The sequence below is a fragment of the Erythrobacter sp. W36 genome (assembly GCF_057364935.1).
The window spans coordinates 2,853,689-2,879,890 of sequence record NZ_CP200281.1; the positions used below are offsets into that span (position 1 = coordinate 2,853,689).

The 26,202-nt window shown below is 58.5% G+C and carries 29 protein-coding genes and 2 pseudogenes; 15 read left to right on the plus strand and 16 right to left on the minus strand.

From position 1 onward, the window contains the following. The first annotated feature begins 9 nt into the window (after positions 1–9). Positions 10–354 carry a hypothetical protein gene (locus tag AC0V6U_RS13995; RefSeq protein WP_472643743.1) on the plus strand — a complete coding sequence of 115 codons (345 nt, stop codon included), beginning with the start codon at positions 10–12 and terminating at the stop codon, positions 352–354. On the opposite strand, the gene AC0V6U_RS14000 is transcribed toward AC0V6U_RS13995, so the two are convergent. Further along, positions 351–1,283 (minus strand): L-threonylcarbamoyladenylate synthase, encoded by a 933-nt coding sequence (locus AC0V6U_RS14000; RefSeq protein WP_472643744.1) that lies wholly within the window; start codon positions 1,281–1,283, stop codon positions 351–353. The genes AC0V6U_RS13995 and AC0V6U_RS14000 overlap by 4 nt on opposite strands. Positions 1,284–1,344: 61 nt before the next feature. On the opposite strand from AC0V6U_RS14000, the gene AC0V6U_RS14005 reads away from it, so the two are divergent. After that, positions 1,345–3,117, plus strand: a complete 1,773-nt coding sequence (locus tag AC0V6U_RS14005; RefSeq protein ID WP_472643745.1) for an acyl-CoA dehydrogenase family protein — start codon at positions 1,345–1,347, stop codon at positions 3,115–3,117. A 73-nt stretch (positions 3,118–3,190) separates the two neighbouring features. Here AC0V6U_RS14005 and AC0V6U_RS14010 read toward each other — a convergent pair whose 3' ends face one another. Further along, a complete protein-coding gene (locus AC0V6U_RS14010) occupies positions 3,191–4,672 on the minus strand; it encodes a PQQ-dependent sugar dehydrogenase (RefSeq protein ID WP_472643746.1) in 1,482 nt (493 codons plus the stop codon). 66 nt (positions 4,673–4,738) lie between these two features. On the opposite strand from AC0V6U_RS14010, the gene AC0V6U_RS14015 reads away from it, so the two are divergent. Both AC0V6U_RS14015 and AC0V6U_RS14020 read left to right on the plus strand, forming a co-directional pair. Then, positions 4,739–5,233 (plus strand): GAF domain-containing protein, encoded by a 495-nt coding sequence (locus AC0V6U_RS14015; protein WP_472643747.1) that lies wholly within the window; start codon positions 4,739–4,741, stop codon positions 5,231–5,233. A gap of 191 nt (positions 5,234–5,424) precedes the next feature. Then, positions 5,425–6,390, plus strand: a complete 966-nt coding sequence (locus AC0V6U_RS14020; RefSeq protein WP_472643748.1) for a glycine zipper 2TM domain-containing protein — start codon at positions 5,425–5,427, stop codon at positions 6,388–6,390. A gap of 234 nt (positions 6,391–6,624) precedes the next feature. On the opposite strand, the gene AC0V6U_RS14025 is transcribed toward AC0V6U_RS14020, so the two are convergent. The 6 genes and pseudogenes from AC0V6U_RS14025 to AC0V6U_RS14050 all read right to left on the minus strand — a co-directional run bounded on the left by AC0V6U_RS14025 (position 6,625) and on the right by AC0V6U_RS14050 (position 12,755). Then, positions 6,625–7,638, minus strand: coding sequence for a ParB/RepB/Spo0J family partition protein (locus AC0V6U_RS14025; protein WP_472643749.1), 1,014 nt, complete (start codon positions 7,636–7,638; stop codon positions 6,625–6,627). Then, positions 7,635–8,411 carry a ParA family protein gene (locus tag AC0V6U_RS14030; protein WP_472645777.1) on the minus strand — a complete coding sequence of 259 codons (777 nt, stop codon included), beginning with the start codon at positions 8,409–8,411 and terminating at the stop codon, positions 7,635–7,637. Before AC0V6U_RS14030 ends, AC0V6U_RS14025 begins: the two co-directional genes overlap by 4 nt. Positions 8,412–8,540: 129 nt before the next feature. Then, positions 8,541–9,182: a 16S rRNA (guanine(527)-N(7))-methyltransferase RsmG gene (gene rsmG, locus AC0V6U_RS14035; protein WP_472643751.1), complete on the minus strand. Its 642-nt coding sequence runs from the start codon at positions 9,180–9,182 to the stop codon at positions 8,541–8,543. Continuing rightward, positions 9,179–11,045, minus strand: a pseudogene (gene mnmG, locus AC0V6U_RS14040) (tRNA uridine-5-carboxymethylaminomethyl(34) synthesis enzyme MnmG). Before mnmG ends, rsmG begins: the two are co-directional and overlap by 4 nt. Positions 11,046–11,164: 119 nt before the next feature. Then, on the minus strand, positions 11,165–12,442 hold the full coding sequence (gene mnmE / locus AC0V6U_RS14045) for a tRNA uridine-5-carboxymethylaminomethyl(34) synthesis GTPase MnmE (RefSeq protein ID WP_472643752.1): 1,278 nt from the start codon (positions 12,440–12,442) through the stop codon (positions 11,165–11,167). Positions 12,443–12,479: 37 nt separating this feature from the next. Further along, positions 12,480–12,755, minus strand: a complete 276-nt coding sequence (locus AC0V6U_RS14050) for a DUF6489 family protein (protein WP_472643753.1) — start codon at positions 12,753–12,755, stop codon at positions 12,480–12,482. A gap of 149 nt (positions 12,756–12,904) precedes the next feature. On the opposite strand from AC0V6U_RS14050, the gene AC0V6U_RS14055 reads away from it, so the two are divergent. Continuing rightward, the gene (locus AC0V6U_RS14055) at positions 12,905–13,318 is read left to right on the plus strand and encodes a nuclear transport factor 2 family protein (protein WP_472643754.1); all 414 of its coding nucleotides are present in this window, start codon (positions 12,905–12,907) and stop codon (positions 13,316–13,318) included. A gap of 18 nt (positions 13,319–13,336) precedes the next feature. Here AC0V6U_RS14055 and AC0V6U_RS14060 read toward each other — a convergent pair whose 3' ends face one another. The 5 genes from AC0V6U_RS14060 to hemE form a co-directional block, all read right to left on the minus strand. Continuing rightward, complete coding sequence (locus AC0V6U_RS14060; RefSeq protein WP_486169503.1) at positions 13,337–13,741, minus strand: BLUF domain-containing protein; 405 nt, start codon at positions 13,739–13,741, stop codon at positions 13,337–13,339. Positions 13,742–13,863: 122 nt separating this feature from the next. Continuing rightward, a complete protein-coding gene (locus AC0V6U_RS14065) occupies positions 13,864–14,256 on the minus strand; it encodes a BLUF domain-containing protein (RefSeq protein WP_472643757.1) in 393 nt (130 codons plus the stop codon). A 15-nt stretch (positions 14,257–14,271) separates the two neighbouring features. Continuing rightward, a complete protein-coding gene (gene rho, locus AC0V6U_RS14070; protein WP_472643758.1) occupies positions 14,272–15,537 on the minus strand; it encodes a transcription termination factor Rho in 1,266 nt (421 codons plus the stop codon). 270 nt (positions 15,538–15,807) lie between these two features. Next, positions 15,808–16,251, minus strand: coding sequence for a CopD family protein (locus AC0V6U_RS14075; protein WP_472643759.1), 444 nt, complete (start codon positions 16,249–16,251; stop codon positions 15,808–15,810). Between the two features lie 42 nt (positions 16,252–16,293). Beyond that, the gene (hemE, locus tag AC0V6U_RS14080; RefSeq protein ID WP_472643760.1) at positions 16,294–17,310 is read right to left on the minus strand and encodes a uroporphyrinogen decarboxylase; all 1,017 of its coding nucleotides are present in this window, start codon (positions 17,308–17,310) and stop codon (positions 16,294–16,296) included. A gap of 382 nt (positions 17,311–17,692) precedes the next feature. Here hemE and AC0V6U_RS14085 point away from each other — a divergent pair, with 382 nt between their 5' ends. From AC0V6U_RS14085 to AC0V6U_RS14130, 10 genes and pseudogenes are all read left to right on the plus strand, one after another. Next, on the plus strand, positions 17,693–18,538 hold the full coding sequence (locus tag AC0V6U_RS14085; protein ID WP_472643762.1) for a pyruvate, water dikinase regulatory protein: 846 nt from the start codon (positions 17,693–17,695) through the stop codon (positions 18,536–18,538). Further along, positions 18,535–19,138: pseudogene (locus AC0V6U_RS14090) on the plus strand (Maf family protein). Before AC0V6U_RS14085 ends, AC0V6U_RS14090 begins: the two are co-directional and overlap by 4 nt. Continuing rightward, positions 19,135–19,998, plus strand: a complete 864-nt coding sequence (gene aroE / locus AC0V6U_RS14095; protein ID WP_472643763.1) for a shikimate dehydrogenase — start codon at positions 19,135–19,137, stop codon at positions 19,996–19,998. Before AC0V6U_RS14090 ends, aroE begins: the two are co-directional and overlap by 4 nt. After that, positions 19,995–20,594 (plus strand): dephospho-CoA kinase, encoded by a 600-nt coding sequence (gene coaE, locus AC0V6U_RS14100; protein ID WP_472643765.1) that lies wholly within the window; start codon positions 19,995–19,997, stop codon positions 20,592–20,594. The genes aroE and coaE overlap by 4 nt, the downstream gene beginning before the upstream one ends. Positions 20,595–20,700: 106 nt before the next feature. After that, a complete protein-coding gene (gene dnaQ / locus AC0V6U_RS14105) occupies positions 20,701–21,414 on the plus strand; it encodes a DNA polymerase III subunit epsilon (protein WP_472643766.1) in 714 nt (237 codons plus the stop codon). Positions 21,415–21,486: 72 nt separating this feature from the next. After that, a complete protein-coding gene (hpf, locus tag AC0V6U_RS14110; protein ID WP_472643767.1) occupies positions 21,487–22,053 on the plus strand; it encodes a ribosome hibernation-promoting factor, HPF/YfiA family in 567 nt (188 codons plus the stop codon). Between the two features lie 130 nt (positions 22,054–22,183). Further along, positions 22,184–22,645: a PTS sugar transporter subunit IIA gene (locus tag AC0V6U_RS14115; protein WP_472643768.1), complete on the plus strand. Its 462-nt coding sequence runs from the start codon at positions 22,184–22,186 to the stop codon at positions 22,643–22,645. Positions 22,646–22,652: 7 nt separating this feature from the next. Beyond that, the gene (locus AC0V6U_RS14120; RefSeq protein ID WP_472643769.1) at positions 22,653–23,156 is read left to right on the plus strand and encodes a PaaI family thioesterase; all 504 of its coding nucleotides are present in this window, start codon (positions 22,653–22,655) and stop codon (positions 23,154–23,156) included. Position 23,157: 1 nt separating this feature from the next. Further along, positions 23,158–23,493: a DUF1491 family protein gene (locus AC0V6U_RS14125; RefSeq protein ID WP_472643770.1), complete on the plus strand. Its 336-nt coding sequence runs from the start codon at positions 23,158–23,160 to the stop codon at positions 23,491–23,493. 205 nt (positions 23,494–23,698) lie between these two features. Further along, positions 23,699–24,361, plus strand: a complete 663-nt coding sequence (locus AC0V6U_RS14130) for a cell wall hydrolase (RefSeq protein WP_472643771.1) — start codon at positions 23,699–23,701, stop codon at positions 24,359–24,361. Between the two features lie 145 nt (positions 24,362–24,506). On the opposite strand, the gene xth is transcribed toward AC0V6U_RS14130, so the two are convergent. The 3 genes from xth to AC0V6U_RS14145 form a co-directional block, all read right to left on the minus strand. Next, positions 24,507–25,325 (minus strand): exodeoxyribonuclease III, encoded by an 819-nt coding sequence (xth, locus tag AC0V6U_RS14135; protein ID WP_472643773.1) that lies wholly within the window; start codon positions 25,323–25,325, stop codon positions 24,507–24,509. 38 nt (positions 25,326–25,363) lie between these two features. After that, positions 25,364–25,693, minus strand: a complete 330-nt coding sequence (gene erpA / locus AC0V6U_RS14140) for an iron-sulfur cluster insertion protein ErpA (protein ID WP_472643775.1) — start codon at positions 25,691–25,693, stop codon at positions 25,364–25,366. Positions 25,694–25,756: 63 nt separating this feature from the next. Further along, positions 25,757–26,188 carry a CBS domain-containing protein gene (locus AC0V6U_RS14145; protein ID WP_472643776.1) on the minus strand — a complete coding sequence of 144 codons (432 nt, stop codon included), beginning with the start codon at positions 26,186–26,188 and terminating at the stop codon, positions 25,757–25,759. Between the last annotated feature and the right edge of the window lie 14 nt (positions 26,189–26,202).

A 26,202-nucleotide genomic window follows, 5' to 3' on the forward strand; every position in this document is an offset into this window, starting at 1 on the left:
AAGTACCGTATGCGCGCACCTTCCCCTGCCTCAACCTTGGCCCTCGCCCTTGTTTCAAGCATCGCTTTGAGCGGATGCCTTGCCCGCACTGCGCTCGACGTAGTGACGGCGCCAGTGAAGGTCGCCGGTAAAGCGGTGGATGTGGCAACCACCAGCCAATCTGAGGCTGATGAGAACCGCGGGCGCGAGATCCGTCGCCGCGAAGAGAAGCTGGGCAAGCTTGAGCGCAAATACGATAAGCAGATCGAGGAATGCCGTGAAGGCGATGATGCGGCCTGCGATGAGGCCCAAGCGACCTATGCTGAAATGCAGGAAATCCTGCCAACCGTCCCGGTAGAGCCGGAAGACGATTAGTCTGGCGGGGTCGCCGCCCTGCGCAATCGATCATTGATGGCGATGCCAATGCCTTCCTCTGGGACGGGGGCAATGGCAATGCGCTGCTTTTCAGAGGCAGCGCCCCTGTGCAGGCAATCATAGAGGCGGGACGCAGCCTCGGTCAGGTCGCCCGCCGCTGACAAAGTGCAATCGCCCGATACAGCGCCGAACCCGATCAAAAACTCACCCGTCTCGGCGTGATCGGCGTTTAGGCGCACTGGTTTGCCCGGCGCATAATGGCTCGCGAGCTGACCGGGGGCCTCGACACCGCCCGCCTCGGCTCGATGCGCACCTGCCAACGCCACAGGGCCTGGCCGCAATTCTTCCAAGCTGCCGTCGGCGCGAACAGCGACAATTGTCGATTCAACACCAGCCTGCGTCGGTCCGCCATCGAGCACCAGATCAATCCGGCCATCGAGTGATGCAAGCACATGGCATGCGGTCGTCGGGCTGATGAACCCGCTGCGATTGGCAGACGGCGCGGCCAGCGGAAAATCCACCGCCTCCAGCAAGGCCTGCATCACAGGGTGAGCGGGCGCTCGCAGCGCAACCGTGGGTAGACCTGCCGTCACTGCGCCAGCGAGCTTTGCCTCCGGTTTGCACGGCAAAACCAATGTCAGCGGGCCGGGCCAATGCTGCTCGGCCAGAGACCGCGCCGCATCTGAAATCTCGGCCAGCTCTCCCGCTTGCTCGATATCCCGCACATGCACGATCAGCGGATTAAAATCCGGCCGTCCCTTGGCCGCATAGATCTTTGCCACAGCCTCGGCGCTATCCGCCCTCGCCGCCAGCCCATAGACGGTCTCTGTAGGCACCGCGACAAGTCGGCCCGAATCGAGAATCGCCGCCGCGCGCGCAATCCCCTGCGCATCCGCATCCAGCACTTCCGTAAGGTTCTTGTCGCTCATGCGATCTGCGCTATATTCATACGTAAGCCCTGCCAAGAGGCAGGCGGCCTCCAGCCGAGAAATGCACCCAATCAAAGGACGACCAACGCCCGTGACCCCTTACACGCCCCCTACCCAAGACCAATTGCTCGCCATCCGAGTGAATGCCGGGATCGAAGAGCTGGCGCAAAGCGAGCGCTTTGCCAATGCGGAGGCCGATTTGGTCGAGGCGATTGTCGATGGCGTGGGCCAGTTTGCGGCGGGCGAGTTCGCGCCGCTTAACCGCGTGGGGGATCTTGAGGGTGCGGAGCTGGAAAATGGCGTGGTGCGCCTGCCAGAGGGATTTGAACCCGCCTACCACGCCTATGTCGAGCAAGGCTGGAACGCAATTGCGTCACCAGAGGAATTTGGCGGCCAAGGCCTGCCCTTCACCCTCTCGTGCAATGTGCTGGAGAACCTCGGGTCCGCCAACATGGCCTTCACGCTGCTGCCGATGCTGTCGGTCGGCGCGATTGAAGCGATTGGCCACCATGGCAGCAAAGATCAGCAGGCGAAGTACATGCCGGATCTGGTCAGTGGCAAATGGTCTGGCACCATGAACCTGACCGAACCAGCCGCGGGCAGCGATGTGGGCGCGCTGCGTTCTACCGCAGAGCCGATCACTGAGGGTGAGCACGCCGGGAAGTACCGGATTGCTGGCCAGAAGATCTACATCACCTGGGGTGAGCACGATCTGGCTGAGAACATCATCCATCTGGTGCTCGCACGGCTGCCCGATGCGCCAGAGGGTTCACGCGGCATCTCGCTATTCCTCGTCCCGAAGTACCACGTCAATGACGACGGATCGCTCGGCAATCGCAATGATGTGCGCTGCGTCAGCCTGGAGCATAAGCTCGGCATCAACGCCTCGCCCACTTGCGTGATGAGCTACGGCGATAATGGCGAATGCATCGGCGAGCTGGTCGGCGCGGAGAACCGCGGGCTGATGGCCATGTTCACGATGATGAACAATGCGCGGATCAATGTCGGCAACCAAGGCGCGCAAATCGCTGAGCGCGCGACCCAGCAGGCGATCTATTATGCGATGGACCGGGTGCAATCGGCCCGCGCTGGCTCGCCTGACAAAACCCCCGTTGCGATCATCGAGCATCCCGATGTGCGGCGCATGATCCTGCGCATGAAGGCCCTGACCGAGGGCGTTCGCGCGCTGCTCTATTACTGCGCCGGCCAAGTGGATCGCGGCACGATTGGAGATGAAGCCGCTTGCGAACGCGCCGAAGTGCTGGTTCCGCTGGTCAAGGCTTGGGGCACAGACATCGGCGTCGAGGTGTCAGGCATTGGTATTCAGGTGCATGGCGGCATGGGCTTCGTTGAAGAGACCGGCGCTGCACAGCATTGGCGCGATTCCAAGATCGCCCCGATCTATGAAGGCACCAATGGCATTCAGGCCGCCGATCTGGTGACGCGCAAGCTCGGCATGTCGGGCGGCGAAGCTGTCATTGGCCTGTTTGACGAAATCGCCCAAGACGCGAGCAACGAAGCGGGCCTTGCTGGCCTCGCCAGCGATTGCGCGAATATCGCCCGCTGGATGCGTGATGAGGCAAGCCTGGATGATCGTTTGGCTGGCAGCACAGCGTTCTGCACCATGGCTGCGGTGGCGGTCGCAGGTTGGCAAATGCTGCGCCAGGTGCGCGCAGTTGCTGAAGGCGCAGCCCCTGCTCTGGCGGAAACTAAGCCGGTAACAACCCGCTTCTTCCTCGATCATATCGTGCCAGAAGCCGCGGGCCTGAGGGCCAGCGCGATCAGCGGTTCAGATCTGCTCTACGCCCTAAGCGCGGACAAACTCGCAGGCTGAGCCGAGCGGCAAGTCGACGCGGCAAAGTTGCGCCGTGCGACTTTTGCGCGAAGGCCCGATCTACGCTTGAGTGTTACTCAGCGGGCTGGATCCGCGCATAATCGTCTTCGCCAAAGCTCGCATTGGGGCTACCACTAAGCTCGCGTTGAGGCTCCAAGCGGCGTCCTTCCAAGCGCGCAATGCCCGCGCCCGCTTCTGCATCGGGTGCGATTGCGCGCCAGATGATCCCAGCGGTGTCGTCTGACACCAGCAAAGAGCCATCACCGCCCCATTCAACCCAAGTTGGGCGGCCCTTTGTGGTACCATCCTCGTTCAAGAAGCCGGTGAGCACGGGCACGGGCTTGCCGATAGGATTGCCGCGCTCGTCAAAGGCGACATAGACCACGTCATAGCCGGACGGCGGCTTGCGATTCCACGAACCATGGCGCGCGATGAACGCGCCGCTGGCAAAGCCATCGCCCATGCGGTGGCCCTCCTTAGTGAAGACCAAGCCAAGCGCGGCGACATGCGGGCCAAGCGCATATTCCGGATAGCGCGCATATTCCATCAGATAGGCCGGCATAGGCGCCTCAACCCGGCGATCAATGTTGGTCCGATAATACAGCCACGGCCAGCCATATTGCGCGCCAACTGGCACATTCGTCAGATAATCCGGCACCAGGTCAGAACCGAGCATGTCGCGCTCATTCACCGTGGTCCACAGCTCGCCCGACCATGGGCTGAAGTCGAGACCATTGGGATTGCGCAGACCGACGGCAAACTGGCGCTGACGCCCAGCCGTCAGATCGTATTCCCAGATCATCGCCCGGCCTTCTTCGACCTCCATCCCGCTTTCGCCGATATTGCTGACCGAACCGACCGCGACATAGAGGCGATTACCATCAGGGTGCAGCTCCATATTGCGCATCCAGTGCCCGCCGCCCGGCGCCAGATCCATCAGTTTGGTCGGCTCGCCCGTGACCGCTTCCGTACCCAGCTCATAAGGGAACGCCAACACGGCGTTGTGATTGGCAACATAGAGCGTGCCATCGTTCCAACTCATGCCAGACGGGGAATCGAGCCCTTCGGACAGAATCACGGTCTGCTTTTCAGCGACACCATCACCGTCTTCATCGCGCAGCAGAACGATTTGGTTTGGCGAATCGCCCGCCGCACCCGCCTCTGAGAACAGATATTCCGCGACCCATCCGCGAATGCTGGCCATGATGCCGCCTTCGCCATCATCCACTGCCTTGGGCGAGCGGGTCAATGTGACCAGCACATCGCCATTCGGCAGGCCGTATAGCACGCGGGGGTGGTCCAAGCCTTCAGCAAACCGCGTCACGGCCAACCCCTCAGCCGCCACCGGCAAAGCGCCCTCTTCCCAGCCAACCGGCTTTGCGATCTGCACCGTCGGAAAACTCTCCGGATCGGGCTCTTCCAAGGTGGGATCGGTGCCAGCGACCTCGTCAACCGACAGCTCAGCGGTGTCACCGCGCGTCAAAAAGAAACCGGCAATGCCCAAGATCACAAGCAGGACGACCAAAGCGATGAGAATTTTGCGAATAATAGCCATAGGTTCCCGCGATATAAGAGGCTTGGCCTTGCGGCAATGGGGGAAGCGATTAGACAGCCTAACGCCATGTATGATTTCCAACCCGACGAAACCCTCGCGCCCGCCGAACTCTATCGGCAATTGGGCGATGCCGCCGACGCCCTTACCGCCGGGGAGAGCGATGGCATCGCCAATATGGCCAATGTGGCCGCGCTGATCTGGGAATTTGTGCCCCGCCTCAATTGGGCAGGATTTTACCGCGTGGTGCAAAACGGGACGGAAAAAGAGCTGGTGCTTGGGCCGTTTGTCGGCCGACCGGCCTGTATTCGCATTCCTTTTGGCCAAGGTGTATGCGGCGCCGCGGCGGCAAGCGGCGAAACCCAGCTGGTCGAGGATGTCCACGCATTCCCAGGGCACATTGCCTGCGATGCGGCCAGCCAGTCCGAAGTTGTCGTGCCCGTGACGCGCAATGGCGAAGTGATCGCAGTGATCGATTGCGACAGTCCGGAGGCTGCCCGCTTCACGAAGGAAGATGCACGCGGGCTAGAAGCCCTCGCCGCCTTACTGAGCGAGCGTATTTAGCTCCCTTTCAGCTAAAATTTTTGTCTGGCTACTCAAGCACCGCGCTCAATCGCCCCGAAAAGAGACAGTTCCCCTGTTTGGCTGGTTTGGTGTGTTAGTTGATAGTAGCTAACGATCTGCCATGGGCTCGGCGTGCGAATCGCACGATATCGCGCCCCATGATCGCTCTATAAGCACAGGGGAAACTTTTGATGTCGACACTCCATTTCGCGCTTCGCAGCCTCAGCGCTCCGGTCGCTGGATTGGCTTTGGCCAGCGCTGCACCGGCTTTCGCGCAGGCGGAGGTTGTGATGACCGAGGGAGAGATTCAATCGCTCCCGGCGGATCTTCAAACCGCACCAGCCCCAATGCCTCAGACCTCGATCGCTCCGGCGCAAACTGGTGGCCGGACCCTCGGTGAAACTGAAGAGATCATCATGGGCGAAGACGGGGTCGAAACCGTCATTCGCACGCGTTACATCACGCCGCGCACGGCAACTCGCTCGATCCCGCCAGCGGATGGTGGTTTCGGCCAACCCGCCCCGGTTCAATATTACCCAGCGTCTCAACCAGTCGTATTTGAGCGCGAACAATGGCTCGCGGAATGCCGCCGCCGCACTGACGGCCGCAATGGCAAGGAAAAAGGCGGCATCATTGGCAGTCTGCTTGGGGCAATCACCGGCGGTATCATCGGGAACCGGGTATCCAGCGGTGAGCGTTTGGCTGGCACCTTGATTGGTGCAGGCACTGGCGGCTTGGCCAGCCTGGCGATCGGCACCCTGATCGGCGATGGCGACGATGATGATGGCTATGATTGTGAGGCCGCACTCAACGATTATCTTCAGCAGAACAACGGGTTGGTCTCTGCACCGCCTCAGCGTTTTGCTAGCCGGACAATTGCCGCACCGGCTTATGCCTATCCGCAATATGCACCTGCACTCGCCGCTTATGGCTACGGAGGCTGCAATTGCTACCAGGCACAGCCAGTGCAACAGACGGTCTTGGTCCCGGTTCAGACCACTCAGCGCCAGCGCGTGATCGTTCGCGAGAATGTCCGCGAGGAATTTGTGCCAGAGCCAGTGCGCGAACGCACAATTCCTGAGCCACAAATGATCAAGCAGCCCACACGGGTTGTGCTCGGCACCACGCCCGGTCAAAATGATCAAGAACTAAGGTAGCTCAGCGGGCTTTGACCCCGCGACATACCAACATACCAGCGCGCGGGACTCTTAGCGGGTTTCGCGCGCTTTTGTTTGCGTCATCTGCGAATAGAGGATCGTTCGGCGGGTCAAACAAAAAAAGGGGGGAGGCAGTTGCGCGGCGCAACTCTTGAGCGCACGCTAATTGCGTTGCGTAAGCAGATCAAACCATTGATCTAGCGGCGCTTTGCAGAAAGTGAGACTGGACCGGCCTTAAATATCGCCGCCCGTCAGCCTCTGGCACACCAGATCCAACTGATCGAGCGTCCGGTAGCGGATCGTAACCGCACCAGATCGCGGATCTGCATCGGCCTTAATCCGCACGGTCAGGCCCAGAAATTCCTCCAGATGGCGCTGCACCGCTTCGATATCGGCATCATTCGCCGGATCGCGCCCACCCACTTGCGCTTTAGGCGCCTTGGTCGCGACTTTGCCAGCAACCTTACGCACCATACGCTCAATTTCACGCACGGACAGATTGTCGTTCACGGCCTGCTGGGCGAGGCTCGCCGCATTTTCTTGCCCGATAAGCGCGCGTGCATGCCCCATCGACAGCCTGCCGCTCTCAACCAGGTCAAGCACAGCGCTCGGCAGGCCCAAAAGACGTTGAAAGTTCGCCACATGGCTGCGTGATTTGTCGACCATGCGAGCGATTTCCGCTTGGGTCATACCCTCACTGTCGGCAAGGCGTTGATAAGCGCGCGCTTCTTCTACCGGATTGAGATCTTCACGCTGAATATTCTCAATCAGCGCGAGCGCCATCACTTCGCGGTCATCGAGCTCTCGAACAAGCGCTGGAATCTCATGCAGACGCGCCTTTTGCGCAGCCCGCCAGCGGCGTTCGCCCGCAACCAATTGATAGCGGCCCTCGCCGCGCGGCCGAACAATGATTGGCTGAATAACACCGCGCGCCGCGATCGAAGCAGCCAGCTCTGCAAGCGCCGCATCATCAAAGTGCTTGCGCGGCTGCCCTGGGAGTGGGCTAATGGAAGCAATTGGTAGAGCGGCTAGCCCAGAAACGGGCTTCGCATTTCCATTTTCCGGCTTGTTATCAGAACCTTGAGACCCATCGCTACGGACGAGCGGCTCCTCACGCTGAGTTTCGCCCAATAGCGCTCCTAGACCCTTACCGAGCTTCTTCTTCCGGTCGCCAGGTCCTCGATGCGGTACAGAGAATTCAATTTTCTCGCCAGACGGGTTCGAACCTGATTTCACATTGCGGCTCATGCGGCTTTCCTTTCTGGTGGGAATCGTCCGATTAATTCGCGGGCCAGCGCGATATACGCGCGGCTGCCCGTACAGGAATGATCATAAACAAGGGCTGGCAGCCCGTGGCTCGGCGCTTCCGACAAACGGACATTGCGCGGAATAACCGTTTCAAACACCAAATTGCCGAGGCAATCACGCACATCGTCAGCAACTTGATCCGTCAACCGGTTGCGGCGATCAAACATCGTGAGCGCCACACCGATAATGCCCAAATCAGGATTGAAACGCTGTTGGATGCGTTCGACCGTCTGAAGCAATTGGCTCAGACCTTCGAGCGCGAAGAACTCACATTGCAATGGTACCAGCAGAGTATCAGCGGCGCATAGAGCGTTGAGCGTCAGCAGACCCAAGGACGGTGGACAGTCGATAAAGCAAATATCATGCTCGCCGTGATTGGCCAAAGCCGCTTTCAGACGCCCAGTCCGCTCTTCGACAGAAACGAGCTCAACCTCAGCGCCGCTCAAATCCACCGTCGCCGGAACCAGATCCAGGCCTGGGATGCTGGTCGGCACAACTGCATCTTCCAACGCAATTTCATCAACTAAGAGGTCATAGCTCGAAAGGCCCCGATCATTGGCATCAACACCCATACCGGTCGACGCATTGCCCTGGGGATCGAGGTCAATCAGCAAGGTCCGCCAACCCGTCGCCGCCATCGCTGTTGCAATATTGATGGCAGTGGTCGTCTTCCCAACCCCTCCCTTCTGGTTTGCAATGGCGATTGTCAGCATCTTAACGCGTTCCTTATTCATGCTCGAACGAGCAAACTCTATGCACAAAAACCGCCAATTGCGGGGTATTTGCGCTCAAGTGAGTCTAAAATCGCCGCAAACGAAGCAATTCGACGCGGCGATCTCAATTCACAAACTGACGATGATACCTGCGTCGCGATCGGTCAATGATTGTTCCACGTGGAACTTCCGCCGATTGCGAGCTTTTAGTCCCGCCAACTCATCCGATGCGGAGCGACCTTTGGGCAGGACATAGCGCGTATGCGCAGTGCAAAACGGGTGCGAAAGGCGCAGGAGCTTGTCCAGCGGAGCAAAGGCGCGCGCAGTTATCACATTGACTGGAAATGGTTTTATCTTTTCCAAACGCTCACCCACCACCCGACATCGCTTGAGGTCCAGTTCGGTGACCATACGCTCCAGAAACTCAACGCGGCGTGCCCGAGATTCAACCAGAACCATCGGTATGTTAGGTAACAGACTTGCCAAAATTATCCCCGGAAAGCCTGCGCCTGTTCCCAGATCGAGCCATGGAGTTCCGGTACGATCTTCACGTGTTTCACGTGGAACATGCTGTAGGAGCTGAACGCTATCAGCGATATGGCGTTGCCACAGCTGACTTTCTGAAGGCTTGGAAATCAGGTTTTGTTGTTTGTTTTCAGAAAGAAGGAGGGCGGAAAAGCGTTCCAATCGATCGATCGCCGCAGCATCGCCCCACTCTCCAACGAACGCGCGCGCCTGCTCTTCTGTCTCAATGATGGTGTCATCGCTCATGCGGCGGTTTGCCACCGGCGCGCGTAAACCAGCAAAGCCGACAGAGCAGCAGGCGTAACGCCAGGCACGCGGCCCGCAGCGGCCAGCGTTGGTGGACTCGCAGAGGTCAGCCGTTCGATCATCTCTGAGGAGAGCCCAGGAACCTCAGCAAATGGGAAGTCCCCTGCGAGCGCCAGATTCTCACTCGCGCGCAGATCACGCAGCTCCGCATCCTGCCTCGCGAGATAGGGCTCATAAGCCGCATCCTCAGCCATCTCATCAGCAAGGTCCGTATTTGCACAAAGCGCCTCGACAAGTTCGGCATCAACCCAAGTCATCAGATCAGCGAACTCGACACCGTCGTGACGAAGCCATTCTGAGATGGGCTTATCACCGCCATCACGCCGAACGGGGAGGCCAGAGTCAGCTAGCTCTTTTGAATGGAGCTTTTGCGCGAACAAGGGCCCTAATACCGCTCGCATAGCCTCACGGTGTTCAAACCACTGGGCGCGCTCATCAGCAACGCATCCCGCCCCAATGCCCAACTTAGTCAGGCGCGTGGAAGCATTGTTGGCCCTCAGCCGTAATCGGTATTCAGCGCGTGATGTGAGCATTCGATATGGCTCGCTCACCCCTTGTAGAGTGAGATCATCCACCATCACGGCAATGTAGGAATTCGCGCGATCCAGGACAGGCGCCTCGCGGTCAGTCTCGGCGGCTGCTGCGTTAAGGCCCGCAATCAAGCCCTGTGCAGCGGCTTCCTCATAACCCGTGGTCCCGTTGATCTGGCTAGGCGCAATACAGGCCTGGGACAGCTCGCAACTGGAGGTCTGGTGTCAGCGCACGTGGATCAATGTGGTCATACTCCACCGCATAGCCCGGTTCGACGATTTCCGCCCGAGACAGACCTGCCATTGCGCGAACCATATCGTGCTGAACATCCACCGGCAGGGAGGTGCTGATCCCATTCGGATAGACCAAATGCGTGTTTAGCCCTTCCGGCTCCAGGAACACCTGATGCCCGTCTCGATCGCCAAACCGGTGAATCTTATCTTCAATCGATGGGCAATATCGCGGGCCCGCCGCATCAATCGCTCCCGAAAACAGCGGAGAGCGATGGAGGTTTGCGCGAATAGCGTCATGCGCCGCTTCCGTGGTCCGCGTGATCGCGCAAAACACCTGAGGGTTGGCGCGCCTTTTGGTGAGCGCAGACATCGTCCAGCTCTCATCATCGGAGGCTTGCTCTGGCAAAACAGCCCAATCAATCGTGCGCCCGTCAATTCGCGGCGGCGTACCCGTCTTGAGCCGCGCCATAGGCAGGTCGGCCCCGCGCAATTGCTCAGCCAGACGCTGAGCGGAGTTTTCACCAATGCGCCCGCCGGTAAAGCGCTCTTCACCCCGGAACAAAGTCCCGCCGAGGAAAGTACCGGTGCAAAGGATAACACGCGGCGCATCCAGTGCCGTGCCATCGGCAAGCTCTAGACCCACAACACGTCCGCCCTCTAACCGGAGTGCAGCAGCCTCCCCCGCGATCAAGGTCAGATTTGTTTGAGCCTTAACAATCCGCTGGACTTCAGCTTTGAACAGCACCCGGTCGGCCTGAACACGCGGACCCCAGACGGCGCTACCCTTGGAACGGTTGAGCATGCGATAGTGAATTGCACCTGCATCGGCTGCCCGGCCAATTACGCCATCCAGCGCATCGACTTCCCGAACCAGATGGCCCTTACCCAGCCCGCCAATTGCCGGATTACAACTCATTGCCCCAATGGCTCCGAGATCGAAGCTGACCAGCCCAGTGCGCGCGCCCATACGGGCCGCCCCACAGGCAGCCTCCACACCGGCGTGACCGCCGCCAATAACCAGGACATCAAAGCTATGCATGCTGCGCCAGATAGGGTGTCACGCCGCCTGCGTCAAAGCTGTTTCACGTGAAACACTGCTCGGCTTGGATTATTTGTGAGCGAAGCGCTGAGATCTTACGGCTTCGCCCACCAATAGACCTATTTCCCGATGCAGAAACGCCCAAACAGCGTGTCCAGCATATCTTCGGTGGTTGTGCGGCCAATGAGCCTGTCAAACGCGCCTCGGGCCTGCCTGAGCTCCTCTGCGCATAACAACGGATCACCTTGCCCAATCGCCCCACGCAGCCCCTGAGCAGCGTCTGATAGGACCGAGTGCTGCCTTGCATTCAGCGCTGCTTCGCCGGGCTTCGGCAAAGCCGCCCTCGCTGCCACTACCAAGCCCTGCTTTAGCGCATCGACCCCCGTACCCGTTGTTGCCGAAAGCACGTAATTGGCAGAAAGCTTCGCCTCATAATCATCCGCGTCACTCTTGGCCGCCACTTCCCAAGCGCCATCGGGTCCCTCGCCCTCAGGCCCAAGCCATAGGATTGTATCCGCTCGCCCAAGCTGCTCACGAGCGCGGTCGATACCAATCCGCTCGATGGCATCATCGCTCTCATCCCGCAGGCCCGCCGTATCGACAAAACTAAAGGGGACGCTCGCAATGGCGACATTCCGCTCGATCACATCGCGCGTGGTGCCGGCGATGTCCGACGTGATCGCCGCTTCGCTTTCTATCAGAGCATTAAATAGCGTGGATTTGCCGGAATTGGGCGGCCCGGCGAGCACCACTCGGTAGCCCTCGCCCAATTTCTCCGCTCGCGGGCGGCTCAGCCACTCGTCCAGCTCTTGCGACAACGCACCAATGTCCTCGGCAAACTGCGGGGGCAATTCTGACACGTCGTCCTCGTCCGAAAAATCGAGCGCCGCCTCCAATTGTGCCGAAAGCCGCAAAACAGATGTACGCCATGCCTCTACTTGCGCCGAAAACGCACCGCCTGCCATTTGGATCGCCGCCGCCCGCTGAAGCTCCGTCTCAGCGCTGAGCAGTTCGCCCAGCCCCTCCGCTTCAGCCAAATCAATCCGCCCATTGGCAAAGGCGCGCCGAGTGAATTCGCCTGCTTCGGCCGGTCGAAGGCCTGGAATCGTCTCCAAAGCGCTCGAAACAGCAGCCAAGACCGCCCTGCCCCCGTGGCAATGCAGTTCCGCCAAATCTTCGCCAGTTGCCGTCGCAGAACCGGGAAACCACAGAACCAGAGCCTGATCGAGCGGCCCACCATCCGCGTCTCGCAATGTCGCAAGTGATGCGCGGCGCGCCGTAAAGTCTCGCCCCGCCAGTTTGCGCAAGGCGGACCCTGCCTCAGGCCCGCTAATTCTGATGACGCCAATCGCAGCGGGAGGCGCACCGCTGGAAATCGCAAAGATGGTGTCACTCATTCAATGCTGGCCTAAGTATAACAGTGTATTCAATGGTTTAGTCGTCTGATTTATCTTTTTTGGAACGCGGCGATCCGCCCATCGCCCCTGCCCGCATGCCGTTTTCGACAAAGTTCTGGAACATCTTCAGCCCCATCTGACCCATGGGCGCCAAGGCCTGAGCATATTCTTGCAATTGATCAGGGCTGCATACGCCCTTCATCGCTTTGGTGATGTTATCGACGTAAGCGTTGTTGGCTTCTGTCACATCAGGCAGGCCCATGAAGCTGCGCGCTTCTTCTGGCGTGCAATCAATCTCAATATTGACCTTCATAGGGTGTCCTCTCCATCCTCACGGGGCCCATCGCCCTGGCATTTATGCTCTGCTTTGCGCTGTAACATTTGGTTTGGCATTGGCGAAGCGCAATGCATAGTATCAACCGAATGCCAAACGAAATTAATGATCCAAGGATGCCTTCCAATATGACAAGCATGACCGCCCACGACGCCCTCAAAAGATGGCATCAGATCGCTGAAAACGGCAGCAAAGCGTCTGAATTGGCTAGTATCATGCGCGAAGACGCGGTTTTTCACTCTCCGGTCGTGCACACTCCGCAAGAAGGACGTCCGATCGTCGTCGCCTATCTTTCCGCGGCGGGGCAGACGCTCGGCAATGCCAATTTTCGCTATATTCGCGAGGTCGTTGGCGACGACACAGCCGTCCTCGAGTTTGAGACCGAGATGGACGGCATCAAAGTGAACGGCATAGACATGATCACCTTCGATGAAGAAGGAAAAATCAAAGATTTCAAGGTTATGATCAGGCCGCTAAAGGCCGTGAACAAGGTCTGGGAAATGATGGGCGCGCAATTGGAAGCGCAAGAAGCAGCGAGCTAAACCCGCGAAACTGCGTGTCTACGCCGCTTTGGCGGAGCTCGATCCCAAGAACTCTTCAACAAATGGCAGAATACCGGCTTCGCGGACCGGCTCTTCCAGGGCTCCAAGACTGGCAGCCCAATCATCACCACCTTGAACGGCAATCCGCTGCATCGCCCAGCGCTCGAAATGTGTCTGTTGAATGGTTTGATCTCGCAAGACCTCGATATTCATATGACGAGGATCTTTGCAGATTACTTCAAAGACGGCGCTCACCGCATCCTCCGGCCCCTCCAGGACCTGAAAAAACGATTGCCCTGAGTAGATTAGAAAGCCGCGCAGCTGATTTGCGGTGTTGTTGCGAACGGATGTTTGGATGATTTCAAACACGCCGCCCTCGCCCAGTTCAGGCGTTTGCACACTCCTATATATGATCTGACGCACGGTCTTTGTCCCCTTGGCTGGGTTCCAAATACCGTCTCAGTGAAAATGAACGGTTAACGCGGCTTAAGCGGTTTGCTTGCGGGGCGCATATTTGACCAAACCGAGCGTCTTGCGCCCAGAGGTCAGTTCAAAACCGCAAAATTGACGATCAGTTTGCGCGTTTCTGGCTCCAAACTTTGCGGAAGCTCAGCCTCGAGCAAGCGCTGACGTTCCTCAACCGGTTCTGCGATCAAAATTCGCTTCATCGCCCAGTCCGAGCACGCCCGCTCAGCAATATTACGCCGATCCAGCAAGGAAACGCCGGAATGACGCGGATCATAGGAAATCCGCAGCATCAAATCGACCAGCTCCGCCTCTTCCCCCTCAAGCAGTTGGAGGAAGTTTCGTCCATTATACAGCAGCAGGCCCGTCACCCCGCGTGCGGGATTGTTACGAGCGCTGCTGCCTAAGATCGATTCCACTTCCTCGCGCGAGAGGCTCGGCGCAGTGCTGATATAGAGATATTGCCGCAGCATATCGCCAATCAGCTTCTACTGGTTCATCGTTTCGAAGAAATCTTCGTTGGTCTTGGAATCCTTCATTTTGTCGAGCAAGAATTCCATCGCGTCGACCGTGCCCATTTGCATCAGGATCCGGCGCAGCACCCACATTTTGGACAGCTTGTCCTTCTCGACGAGCAGCTCTTCCTTACGCGTGCCCGATTTACCAACGTCGAGCGCTGGGAAGATGCGCTTATCGGCAACCTTACGGTCCAGGACGATTTCAGAGTTACCGGTGCCTTTGAATTCTTCGAAGATCACTTCGTCCATCCGGCTACCGGTATCGATCAGCGCGGTCGCGATGATGGAAAGCGAGCCGCCCTCCTCAATGTTGCGCGCAGCACCAAAGAAGCGCTTAGGGCGCTGCAGAGCGTTGGCATCCACACCGCCGGTCAGAACCTTACCAGAGCTTGGCACAACCGTGTTGTAGGCCCGGCCAAGGCGCGTGATGGAATCGAGCAAGATCACCACGTCGTTCTTATGCTCGACTAGGCGTTTTGCCTTTTCGATAACCATTTCAGCGACTTGAACGTGGCGATTGGCCGGTTCGTCAAAGGTGGAGGAGATAACCTCGCCCTTCACGCTGCGCTGCATATCGGTGACTTCTTCCGGGCGCTCATCCACCAGCAAGACCAGAAGGTGCACTTCAGGGTGATTATCAGTGATCGCCTTGGCGATATTCTGCAGCAGAACCGTTTTACCAGTCCGAGGCGGCGCAACGATCAATGCGCGCTGGCCCTTGCCCTGGGGTGAGATGATATCGATCACCCGGGCGGATTTGTCTTTGACAGTCGGATCGGCTTGATCGAGCGTCAGCTTCTCATCCGGATAGAGCGGCGTAAGGTTGTCAAAATTGGTGCGCATCCGCACCTTTTCAGGGTCTTCGAAGTTCACGCTGGTAAGATCGGTGAGCGCGAAATAGCGTTCGCCCTCTTTTGGCGCGCGAATTTGCCCCTCGACGGTGTCGCCGGTGCGCAGGCCCCACTTGCGGATCTGGTTAGGCGAGACGTAAATATCGCCAGGACCAGCCAAATAGTTCGCATCTGGCGAACGCAGGAAGCCAAAGCCGTCCTGCAGCACTTCGATCGTGCCGATCCCCATGATGTCTTCGTTGTATTCTTCGTCCTCAGCCAGCTCGCGCAGGATGCTGAACAGCAGATCTTGCCGCCGCATGGTCGAGGCACTTTCAACGCCCAATTCTTCGGCCATCTGGACGAGTTCAGCGGGGGTTTTCAGTTTTAAGTCTTTAAGATGCATAGTAATTTAGGTTCCGTCTTGGAGATGACCGGCGGGTCAGTGCCTCTTTTTGAAAAGAGGTGCCAGATCGCAGATTTGCGAGCAGGCTTGGGCTTGGAGAAAGCAGACCTGATAACGCGATTGCCGCGCCATCAAAGCCGGGTTGATGAATTGCAAAATATGAGAGCCGCGCGCTCAGGTCAATTGCCGAATTGCCGCTGGGCTGAGAAAGGCAGGTGTAAGGCGCCGGATAAGTCTGCGGAAAACCTGACCGGGCAACAATCGCCGCGCTTAGAACGGCCGTGTGTAGACCAGCACCACGACCACAACGAGGATCAGACCGGGCACCTCACCGAACATGCGCAATTGTTTTTCGGTAAGCGGCCGCTCGCCGCGCGCCATCTTTTTCGTCTGGCCCACCAGCCAGCCGTGATAGCCCGTCAGCAACAGCACCAGGGCTAGTTTTGCGTGGAACCAGCCTTGCGTGAATGCGCCGGTGGAATAGGCCAAAGTCAGGCCCAAGACCCACACGATTATCAGGCTGGGCGTCATGATGATTTTGCGCAGCTTACCCATGCGCTCGGCCCATTTTGCCTCACCCTCAGAGCCGCTGGCGTGGTCGAGAATGTAGATGCATTGGCGCGGCAGCATGAACAGCCCCGCTAGCCAGAACACCATGAAAATCACATGGCCTGCTTTGAGCCACACGTACATCAACGAAAGAGGATCCTGCATGCAGCCTGTGTAGGGAGACTTGGCGTGAATTTCATCCCCTGATCAGCCCCGAATGGTCTCAAGCAAGCTTTCGACATGCTCAATCGGCGTGAATTGGCCAATGCCATGCCCCAAATTAAAGACATGCGGACGCTCAGCAAAGGCGCGAAGGATCAGTTTTGCACGGGCACCAACGGCATCGCCGCCCGCTTCCAGCAACAGAGGATCAAAATTGCCCTGGACCGGCATCCCGTCGGGCAAAACCGAATGGACCCAGTCTGGATCCAGCGTCTCATCCATCCCGATCGCATCGACCCCGGTCTCGCGGGCATAGCTCGGCAATTTCGCCCCCGCACCCTTCGGAAATCCTATGATCGGAGTGTCGGGATGTGACTGCTTTACCGCTGAAACGATCTTTGCGTTCGGCGCGATAACCCAGCGTTCGAACTCACCTGGCGCGAGACTGCCTGCCCAGCTGTCGAACAATTGGACCGCCTCTGCCCCAGCGTCGATCTGACCGCGCAAATAGCCGATGGTGACATCGACGATCGCGTCCAAAATCGCCTGCAGACGGGCCGGATCGCGGTAAGCGAGCAAGCGCGCTGGACCCTGATCTTTGCTACCCTCGCCAGCGATCATGTAGGTCGCAACGGTCCACGGACTGCCCGCAAAACCGAGCATGGTGACCTCGTCGCTGATCATGCCGCGTGTCAGCCGCACGGTCTCATAGATCGGATCAAATCGCTCCGGCGCCGCAGTGAAATCCTCAAGCTTCGCCTCCAGCAAAGTAGGGCTCAGTTTGGGGCCCTCGCCCGCGAGAAATGCGAGGCCTTGGCCCATCGCATGGGGCACGATCAAAATATCAGAAAACAGGATCGCCCCGTCAAAGCCGAACCGGCGAATAGGCTGAACCGTGATCTCAGCGGCCGCTTCGCTGTCGTACACAAGCTCCAGGAAACCGCCCTTTTCGGCACGTAACTCCCTGTATTCGGGTAAATACCTACCGGCTTGCCTCATCAGCCAAATGGGAACCTTTTCCTGTTTGGTTCCTTTAAGAGTTTCGAGCAAGATGCCCGGCATAGAACGGCTCCAATCAATAAATATATATATTTATATAAGGTTTGTAGGAGTTTGTTGGCCCTGTGGAAATCGGGAATTACCAGCCTCTGCCTGATTTCTCCGGCTCTGAACAGACCCAAAGGTGAACGCGAATCTAGGTGTTTGTGCGGTCAAGCCATTCTTATCCCCGCTCTCCCCAGCCTGTTCAAACTCGCTGTCCCGTGTCGACAAATGGGCAGCTCCAAGCCTGTCACTGGGCATGAATCCCATCCCCGATCTTGTCGACCGGTTTCTCCCGTGGTTTATACCTATGTCTATCAACATGCCTGCGCCGCTGATAAAGCATGGCCACTAAGCAGCACAAAATGCCACCGCGCCGCCTAAGGATCAAACACCAAACGCTATGAACCGGCTGAATCTGCATCTCGTATCGGATTCCACCGGCGAAACCTTGGAAATGATTGCCAAGGCGGCTTTGGCTCAGTTCGACAACCCCGAGGTAAACCGGCACTTTTGGCCGATGGTGCGCTCGCGCCAGCATTTGGACCGGATCGTGCCTGATCTGGCCGACAATCCTGGTCTGGTGCTCTTCACACTCGTCAATCCTGACACCCGCGCCCGGCTGGAGGAGCATTGCCGACAGCTCGGCCTGCCAGCCGTTCCAGTGCTGGATGGCGTCACGGCGGCTTTAGAGGCGCAGTTGGGCGAAGAGGCGCATGGTCGCCCGGGCCGCCAGCACTTGATGGACGAGGCCTATTTCAAGCGGGTTGAGGCGATCCAGTTCACCATTGCGCATGATGACGGCATTGGCTGGGAGAATTGGGAAGAGGCGGACATTGTCCTGGCCGGTGTTTCGCGCAGCTCAAAGACGCCCACCAGCATCTATCTCGCCAATCGCGGCTATAAGGTCGCAAATATCCCGCTCGTGGTAGAAAGCCCCCCGCCCAAGGCGCTGTTTGGCCTGCGGCATCCACTGGTCGTCGGCCTTACCACCGCACCAGAGCGCTTGGTCCAAATCCGGCGCAACCGCCTGCTGTCGCTTAATGAGGGCACGGAGACCTCCTATGTTGACGGTGACCGCGTGAAGGATGAGCTGCAATTTGCGCGCCGGATGTTTGCCGACAATGGCTGGCCCGTAATCGACGTGACGCGCCGCTCGATTGAGGAAAGCGCGGCGGCGATTATTCGCCTGGTGCAAGAGCGCCAGCGCCGCGATCGCCCGGTTGATGGGACCTCTAAGCCGATATGAACGCACCCTCTCTGAAACTCATATTGGCCTCCAAGTCGGCCTCTCGCCGTGCGATGCTCGATGCTGCCGGTGTGACCTATGAAGCGCGCCCGGCGTCAATAGATGAGCGCGCTCTTGAGGACGAGATGGCGGGCTCCGCGCCGCATGAGATTGCCGAAGCGCTAGCGGTCGCGAAAGCGGCGGCGATTGCGGCGCATGAGCCTGATGCGTTGGTTTTGGGCAGCGATTCTTTGGTTGTTGCCGAGCGGCAAACGCTTCGACAAGCCGACCAACCGCGCAAATGCGGCGGAGCATTTGCGGTTTTTCTCTGGCAAAGCGATTGAGCTGCACAGCGCAGCGGCGCTGGTGCGGGCAAATACATGCGAATGGAGCGGGACTTCGCTGGCCAAATTGCACGTTCGAGAGCTGTCAGAGGACTTTATCGAGCATTATCTGAGCCACGAATGGCCAGAGATTGGCTTCACCGTTGGGTGTTTCCGGATTGAGGCCATGGGCGTGCAATTGTTCGAGGAAATTGAAGGCGATCAATTCACCGTGCTGGGCATGCCGCTTCTGCCTGTGCTTGGCGCGCTGCGCGAACTGGATGTGCTGCCCTCATGAGTGCGCCAAAACCCTATGCCGAGGTGATTGGCGACCCGATTGCGCAGTCGAAATCGCCTCTGATCCATGGATTTTGGCTAAAACAGCTTGGGATTGAGGCGGATTATCGCTCTTACCGCGTCACCAGCGCTGATCTGGCTAGCTATATCGCTGAGCGCCGCGAGGATTCGGCTTGGCGCGGCTGCAACATCACTATGCCTCTAAAGCAAGAGGTGATCCCGCTGCTCGATCAGGTTGAGGTCGATGCGCAAACGATCGGCGCGGTCAACACGGTCTACCGCGGCGACAATGGCGAGCTGATCGGTGCGAACACCGATGCGGTGGGCTTTACAGAGCCCTTGCAGGACATTTTGGCCAGCGAGCATCTGTTTCGCATGGCGCGCATCATTGGGACCGGCGGAGCGGCCCGGGCGATCATCACCGCGCTCACCGCGCATGGCTTCACCCTCGTGATCGCCGCGCGCAATCAAGCCAAGGCAAAGCAAGTGCTGAAAGAGCTGCACCCTGAGGGGGAGCATTACACCGCCCCACTCGATCATTTCGCAAAACCCACAGACTTTGCCTTTGATGACCGCGACAGGTGCCTCGATCTGGTGGTGAACGCCTCGCCTTTGGGTATGCGCGGCAGCCAAGAGCTCGTGTTTGACTGGAGCCACGCGCCGCCCGGAAGCATCGCCTATGATATTGTCACCGACCCGGTTGAAACCCCGTTTTTGCAGCGCGCGGCCAAGGCAGGATTTCCGACAATTGATGGGCTTTCCATGTTGATTGGCCAGGCAGCAGCGGCGTTTGAGAAGTTTTTCGGGCAGGCCCCGCCCCGCGATCACGATGCACAGCTGCGCGAGGTGATATCTCAGTGAGCAAGCCGTTCATCCTCGGCCTCACCGGCTCAATCGGCATGGGAAAGTCGACCGTAGCCGCCATGTTTGAGGCGCAAGGCGTGCCCGTATTCGATGCCGATGCGCAGGTGCGCGCGATGCAGGGCCCTGGCGGATCCTTGCTGCCTGCGATTGAGGCTGCCTTTCCCGGTTCAACTGGGCCAAACGGAGTTGAGCGAGAGGCGCTGGGCAAACTGGTGTTCGCTGACCCGGAAAAGCTGCGGCAGCTAGAGGGCATTGTGCACCCGGCGGTTGGCCAGAAACGCGCCGAGTTCCTGCAAGACAATGTAGGCTCTCCGCTGCTGGTGTTTGACATACCGCTCTTGTTTGAAGGCGGCGGCAATGAAGCGGTCGATGCCGTTGTGGTTGTTTCCGCCCCGGCAGAGACGCAGCGTGAGCGGGTGCTTGCCCGCCCCGGCATGACGGCGGAGAAATTTGAGCACATTCTCGGCCTGCAAGTGCCCGACAGCGAAAAGCGCAAACGCGCAGATTATGTGATTGATACAGGCACTTCGCTGGAGGAAACCGAGGCGGCGGTGAGCGATTTGATTGCGCAGCTTACCACTAACAACGCCTGACGCGCGGCGCGGCTTTGGCTAACCGCCTGCTAATGACACCAATTTGGGTTAAGCTGCTGCAATTGACCTCTTGCGCCTTCGCAATCTTGGTCCGATAGTACTGCCAATGCGCGAAATCGTCTTTGATACAGAAACCACCGGCCTCGATCCTAAGACAGGCGACCGGATGGTTGAAATTGGCTGTGTTGAGATGGTGGGGCGGGTGCCGACGGGCGCCAGCTATCACGCCTATTACAATCCTCAGCGCGATATGCCGCAGGCCGCAGAGGCGGTTCACGGCCTCTCGATCTCGTTCCTAGAGACAAAGCCCTTGTTTAAGGACACGGCGGGCGAATTGTTGGAGTTTCTTGGCGATGCGCCGCTGGTTGCGCACAATGCCAGCTTTGATTTTGGCTTTTTGAACAACGAGCTGGTGCTGATCGGGATGGAGCCGATCTCGCTCGAGAGGATGGTTGATACGGTTGCTCTGGCGCGCAAGAAGCATCCGGGTTCAAAGCTCTCATTGGATGCGCTTTGCACTCGCTACGGCATCGATCGCAGCCACCGAGTGAAGCACGGGGCGCTGCTTGATGCGGAATTGCTGGCGCAGGTCTATGTTGAGCTGACCGGTGGCCGCCAGATTGGCTTGGGGCTCGCAGCGGACGTAGGATTTGACGCGGCGAGCGGCCGGGAAGATGTCAGCGTGCCAGCGGCGGCTTTGGCGGCAGCGGCAAAGCGGCGCGATCGCCGTGAACCGCGCCCGCATGCCGCGACAGCCGAAGAATTGGCGCGGCACAAGGCGTTCGTTGACGGAATTGAAAAGGCAATTTGGGCGCGTTGAGTTCTCTCACATCATAACACGCGCATTGGGTTTGGGGCATTTGGGTCGAACACAACAAAGGAGACAGCCACAATGGATATCCGGGTTTCAGGGCATCAAGTGGAAACTGGCGCGGCATTGCAAGAGCATGTCGAAGACCGTTTAGGCGGCATCGTCGATAAATATTTCGACCGAGCGATCTCCTCTCATGTGACCTTTGGCAAAGCGCCGGGCGGCGCGTTCTCATGCGACATTGTGACGCATGTGATGCAGGGCCTGATCCTGAAGGCTCGGGGGGATGCGCATGACGCCCACCAAGCGCTGGATAATGCCGCGGCCAAGATTGATAAGCAGCTGCGCCGCTACAAACGCCGCCTAAACGACCGGCATGAGCAAGCCGACCATGCAAAGCGTGAAGAAGAGGCGGCCTACACCATCTTTGCCGCCGCTGAGGAGCCTGAAGAAGAGGTTGTGGCGGACGCGCCGCTGGTGGTCGCAGAGACCAGCACAGACATCCCATCTTACAGCGTTGCGGACGCTGTAATGATGCTGGATTTGCGCGATACGAACGCATTGTTCTTCAAAAATGCTGGCACTGAGAGGCATAATATGGTTTATCGCCGCTCAGATGGTTCAATCGGTTGGGTTGAGCCGCGATAGGGCAGCGCAGCACCCCCGCTGACAGAATTGCCCCTTCATGACCGCAGGAGAAACGCCGCGCTGGACAGCGGCAACCCCAGTGATGTGGTTATGAAATGTGAGTGACTGAATTAGGATCACGATTTTTGCGATGGATGTAAATCTGAGATTGCTGCCCGAGGCGGTTGCCTCGGCTCGTTTGGAAACGCGCCAGGAAGTCCTGAGCCGAATTGCCGAGATGTTCTCGGACGTTCATGGACTTGATCGCGCGGATATCCTTGAGCGTTTAGAAGAGCGTGAAGCGCTTGGTAGCACCGGCTTCGGCCGGGCTGTAGCGATTCCCCACTGCCGCTCAAGCGAGGTAAAGCGCCCGACTGTGGTTTTGCTCCGCCTGGAACAGCCGGTCGATTTCGCTGCGGCTGATGCCATGCCTGTCAGCCTGATTTTCGGCCTGGTATCACCAGAAGATGCGGGCGCTACTCATCTGCACGCTTTGGCGACCATTTCGCGGTTGATGCGCGATGATGCGATTCTAGATGCGGTGCTAGAGGCACCGGATGCAGATGCGCTTTATTCCGTTCTGACCAATCAATTCCTGCGTGATGCCGCCTGAGGATCACATGAGTGAGCCTGCGACTGGTTCGGGCGCAGAGGCCTCTTCCGGAGGCGCTGAGCGGCATTACCGCGCGCTTGAGCGGCTGTATAACTCCGCGCCGATCAACGCGAAATTCGCCTCTGAGCTCGCGATTGTCGAGGAAGGGCGCTCGCGTCTGGCCTTCACTATCACTGAAGATGTGTTTCACGCCGCTGGCGCGGCCCACGGCACGATCTATTTCAAAATGCTCGATGATGCGGCCTTTTACGCGGCCAACACGCTGGCAACCGATCGCTTTCTGCTCACGACCAGTTTCAACCTGCACTTCACCAAGCCTGTGCGGGCGGGAGAGGTTGTGGCCGAGGGGCGGTGGGTCAGCGGAAAACGCCGGGTGTTTGTCGCCGAATCGCGGCTGGTCGATGCCGAGGGCGATGAAATTGGCCGCGGCACGGGCACATTCATGCGCTCGCGGATCGCGCTCTCCAGCCTTTCTGGATACACCTCTGATCCGGACAGCTCAGGCCAGTAAAATGGACGCGCGGCTGCCTGCCCATATCGAAATCACCGGTTTGATCCGCGCTGCCGAGGCGGAGGGCGGCACGGCGATGGTGCTTTCGAAGGGTGAAAAGGACGCTGGAACGATCCTCGTGGTAACCATGTATCGCGGTGAAAACGCAACACTTTATGAGCGGATGCCGCAGCTAGACGGGTCCCGCTCTTTCGTTGCGACAAAGTTCCAAGATACTGAAAAGAGATATGAATTTACCGAATATCTGGAACGGCGAGGCGCGCAAGACCCCGATAATTGGATCCTGGAGGTGGACGTCGCGGACCCGGAACGCTTCGTCGCATCCAACCTCCATTAACTTGACATAGTTTCAGCTGTGACTATTTGGCTGCACAGCTTCCAAGAGCGTAGGCGGTTTGACGCGGCGATAAGGCCGGCAGACTAGCACGCAGACGGGGGGCAGCCGGTAGGCATATTTAGACCCCTCTCTTAATCCGCGAAAACGCTCGCAACAGGTCTAAGCCTGCGTCGGAGCTTGCTCACCGCACAGAATGTGATTTTTCATGAGTCGTAAGACTTATTCTTTGAGTGCAGCCGCGATTGTCGCGATCGGCACCATCAGTTTCTCCAGTGCCGACATGTCCGGCGCTGTCGCTCAGGAAAGCGACGCTGAAGTGGTGTCCGTTCCTGAAGTCGCTGAAAGCAGCGACACCGTCTTCATTTCGCAGGAAGTGGTTCAGCCACTGGCCGCGGAAACATTGGAAGACGACGAGAAAGCTTCTTTGATCCCTCAAGCAGCACCAACAGCGGATTCGCTGCGCCAGCTTGTTGGTCAAATCGATACCTCTGGTACTTTGTCCGAAGAACTGCGCTGCCTAGCTGGCGCGGTCTACTTTGAAGCGCGCGGTGAGCCCCTTGCTGGCCAGCTCGCCGTTGCAAAAGTTGTGATGAACCGCGCCGATGATCGCCGCTTCCCGGCGAGCTATTGCGGCGTTGTCTACCAGCGCGCGCAATTCTCTTTCGTAAAGGGCGGCCGAATGCCGAACATTCGCACCGGCACCGCTGCTTGGAAGCGCGCCAAAGCGATCGCCCAAATCGCGCATGATGCCATGTGGGAATCCGAGGTGGACGATTCGCTCTATTTCCACGCGAAATATGTGCGGCCCTCATGGAGCCGAAAAAAGACGCAGCGCGCCTCGATCAACACCCATATCTTCTACCGGTAGTTTGATCTTCAAGAGTTTAGCAGGCCCTCGCTGGAAACAGCGGGGGGCTTTTGTTTTGGAGAACCTCCGCCACCCGCGCGCTCCACCCTTCCGCCCGGAGCCTACCGGACATTAATCCGGGCGGAAGGGTGGAGGGCGCGGGCAGCTAGGTCTCAGTTTTCAAGGTGGCCCAGACAGGCGCGTGATCGCTGGCCTTCTCGCGCCCGCGATGTTCCTTGTCCACGCCAACGGCGGTTAGCCGATCCGCCATTTCCGGCGAGAGCAGGATATGGTCGATCCGGAAGCCATGGTCGCGTTGCCATGCACCGGCTTGATAGTCCCAATAGGTCCACACGCCGCCGCGCGGGTTGAGCGTGCGCACCGCATCGGTCCAGCCATCACCCAGAAATCTGGCGTAGGCGGCGCGCGATTCTGGCTGCATCAGAGCATCGCTGGCCATCGCCTTGACCGCGAAGACGTCATCGTCCTCTGGGATCACGTTGTAATCGCCCAGCACCGCCGCCGGCACTTCTTCAGCCCAGATCTCGTTCATGCGAGTGCGCAGTTTCTCCATCCAGGCAAGCTTATAGTCGAATTTCGGCCCGGGCAGCGGATTGCCGTTTGGCAGATAGATGCACACGATCCGGGTCGTATTCCCGTCTGTGTCCGTAATGTCGGCCTCGAGATAACGCGATTGCTCGCCCTCGCCTTCCTTTGGGCCATCAATGCCAAGGCCGCGCTGTATCTCTTTGGGCGGTTCATAGCCCGCTTTGCCATCGGTCAGAATGGCAACGCCGTTGAAGCTCTTCTGCCCATGCCAGATCGCGTGATAGCCGAGCTCTTCAAACTCGCTGGCTGGAAAGCCTTCGTCCTGGCTTTTGATCTCTTGCAGACAGGCCACAGAGGGGCGCGTTTCGGCGAGCCATTCCTTCAGGCGCGGCAGACGGGCTTTGATCCCGTTGATATTGTAGGTCGCAATTTTCATGAAAGCCGTAATGGCCCAAAGTGCCGCGCGGGTCTAACTCAAATCCCGAAGCTGGAGCCGCATCCGCATCCGGCCGCCGCATTGGGGTTTTCGACCTTAAATGCCGCCCCGCCCAGTGATTCGACAAAATCCACCACGCTGCCGCCGACAAGGTCGAGGCTGACCGGATCCACAACCAGTTTCACGCCGTCGGTCTCGCTCACGCTGTCATCATTGTCGGGCGCATTGGCCAGATCAAACTTGTACTGAAAACCAGAGCATCCCCCACCCTCGACGGACAGGCGCAGAATAGCGGGCGCATTCTGCTTCTGAGCGATCAGCGCAACGCGCTTCGCAGCAGAGGGTGTAAGTTTGAGTGTTTCGGCCATGATGCGTCTAATTTAGGCGGCCTTGCCCCATTCCTCAAGCACTACCGCGCACGTGGCCCTGCATTAGCCGGTTTGAATATAGGTCCGCAGAGCCTCGGCCTCGTGCTCAACCTCGTCAATTTTGCTCTTCACCAGGTCGCCGATGGAGATGAAGGCACACAGCGCACCGTTGTCGATCACGGGGAAATGGCGGAACCGCCGCCGGGTCATCAGCGCCAAGGCATCATCGATCGTCGTCGAGGGCTCAACCGTCACCGCAGGTGAGGTCATGATTTGACCAACGGTCTTGTTGAGACAGCTCGCGCCCTCTTCTGCCATGCGGTAAATCACATCTCTTTCAGACAGAATTCCTGCGACCGCGCCACTATCGAGCACCGGCAAAGCGCCAATCTTCTTACCCGCTAGCATCGCCACCGCTTGCGAGACCGGCGTATCGACATTGCAGGCGATGATATCCGAAGCGGATCGTTTGGCGATGATTTTGGCGATGGTCATGTTGCGCGGCCTCC